Consider the following 2,206-nt stretch of genomic DNA (forward strand, 5'->3'; position numbering starts at 1 on the left):
GTGTCGTGGCCCTGCGCCGCGGCGAAGCGATCAACGCCCTCTGGATCGTAGTCGCAGCAGTCGCTATCTATCTCGTCGCTTATCGTTACTACAGCCTGTTCATCGCCAACAAGGTGATGCAACTCGACCCCAATCGTGCCACGCCCGCTGTCGTCAACAACGACGGTCTGGACTACGTGCCGACCAACAAACACGTACTCTTCGGTCACCACTTCGCCGCCATCGCTGGCGCGGGGCCGCTGGTCGGTCCGGTCCTGGCGGCGCAGATGGGCTATTTGCCCGGTACGCTGTGGCTGATTGCCGGCGTGGTGTTGGCCGGTGCCGTTCAGGACTTCATGGTTCTGTTCATGTCCACCCGCCGCAACGGCCGCTCCCTCGGCGACATGGTTCGTGAGGAAATGGGCCGCATCCCCGGGACCATCGCGCTGTTTGGCTGCTTCCTGATCATGATCATCATCCTCGCGGTGCTGGCGCTGATCGTGGTCAAGGCCCTGGCCGAGAGCCCGTGGGGGATTTTCACGGTGATGGCGACCATCCCGATCGCGATGTTCATGGGCATCTACATGCGCTACATCCGCCCGGGCCGCATCGGCGAAATCTCCGTGGTCGGCGTGTTGCTGCTGCTCGGTTCGATCTGGCTGGGCGGGCAAATTGCCGCTGATCCGGTGTGGGCCAAGGCCTTCAGTTTCACCGGGATCCAGATTACCTGGATGCTGATCGGCTACGGTTTCGTCGCAGCGGTATTGCCGGTGTGGCTGATCCTGGCGCCGCGTGACTACCTGTCGACCTTTCTGAAGATCGGCACCATCGTGGCCTTGGCGATCGGCATCCTGATCACCATGCCCGACCTGAAAATGCCGGCGTTGACCCAGTTCATCGATGGCACCGGACCGGTGTGGAAGGGCGGGCTGTTCCCGTTCCTGTTCATCACCATCGCCTGTGGCGCGGTGTCGGGTTTCCATGCGCTGATCGCTTCCGGGACCACGCCGAAACTGTTGGCTAACGAAGGCCATGCCCGTTACATCGGTTACGGCGGCATGCTGATGGAGTCCTTCGTGGCCATCATGGCCATGGTTGCCGCGTCGGTGATCGAGCCTGGCGTGTATTTCGCCATGAACAGTCCGGCGGCGATCGTCGGCGGTGACGTGGTGGCTGTGGCACAAACCGTCAGCAGCTGGGGTTTTGCGATTACGCCGGAAGCCCTGCAAGCGGTGGCCAAGGACATCGGGGAAACCACCATCCTGGCCCGTGCCGGCGGTGCGCCGACCCTGGCGGTCGGTATCGCGCAGATCCTGCACAGTGTCCTGCCGGGTGAAAACACCATGGCGTTCTGGTACCACTTCGCGATCCTGTTCGAAGCGTTGTTCATCCTCACAGCGGTGGACGCCGGGACCCGTGCCGGACGTTTCATGCTGCAAGACCTGCTCGGCTCCTTCGTGCCGGCGCTGAAGCGTACTGATTCCTGGACCGCCAACCTGATCGCAACTGCAGGATGTGTGGCGATGTGGGGTTACCTGTTGTACCAGGGCGTGATCGATCCGCTGGGTGGCATCAACACCTTGTGGCCGCTGTTCGGTATCTCCAACCAGATGCTGGCCGGTATCGCGCTGATGTTGGCGACCGTCGTACTGATCAAAATGAAACGCCAACGCTACGTCTGGGTCACCATGTTGCCAGCCGTGTGGTTGCTGATCTGCACCACCACCGCCGGTTTCATCAAGCTGTTCGATGCCAATCCGGCGATCGGTTTCCTGGCCTTGGCCAAGAAATACAGCGATGCCCTGGCCAACGGTCAGGTCCTCGCCCCGGCCAAAAGTATCGAGCAGATGCAGCACGTGATCTACAACGCCTACACCAACGCAACATTGACGGCGATGTTCTTGCTGGTGGTCTTCAGCATCCTGTTCTTTGCACTGAAGGTCGGTATCGCCGCTTGGGGCACCAAAGAACGTACGGATAAAGAAGCGCCATTCCAGGCTCTGCCGGACGCGTAATCGAGGATTGCACCATGTTCAATGACCTGAGTCGCCTCGGTAAATACCTCGGTCAGGCCGCGCGCCTGATGGTCGGGATGCCCGACTACGACACTTACGTCGAGCATATGCAAAGCAAACACCCGGACAAACCGGTGATGAGCTACGAGATGTTCTTCCGGGAACGCCAGGAGGCTCGTTACGGTGGCAAGGGTGGGCCGAAGTGCTGTTGA

The 2,206-nt window shown here is 60.7% G+C and carries 2 protein-coding genes; both read left to right on the forward strand.

Translation table 11 applies throughout. The annotated features are described in order from the left end of the window. On the forward strand, positions 1-1,994 hold a 1,994-nt coding region (locus tag QK293_RS27415; RefSeq protein ID WP_282383472.1), incomplete at its 5' end, for a carbon starvation CstA family protein. Between the two features lie 14 nt (positions 1,995-2,008). Next, positions 2,009-2,206 carry a YbdD/YjiX family protein gene (locus QK293_RS27420; RefSeq protein WP_126366556.1) on the forward strand — a complete coding sequence of 66 codons (198 nt, stop codon included), beginning with the start codon at positions 2,009-2,011 and terminating at the stop codon, positions 2,204-2,206.

The organism is Pseudomonas sp. AL03 (genome assembly GCF_029960815.1).
Classification (GTDB): Bacteria; Pseudomonadota; Gammaproteobacteria; order Pseudomonadales; family Pseudomonadaceae; genus Aquipseudomonas.

What these genes read in the sequence shown, in the direction of transcription:
- QK293_RS27420 (WP_126366556.1), top strand. Translation starts at nt 2,009, where the DNA reads ATGTTCAATGACCTGAGTCGCCTCGGTAAATACCTCGGTCAGGCCGCG.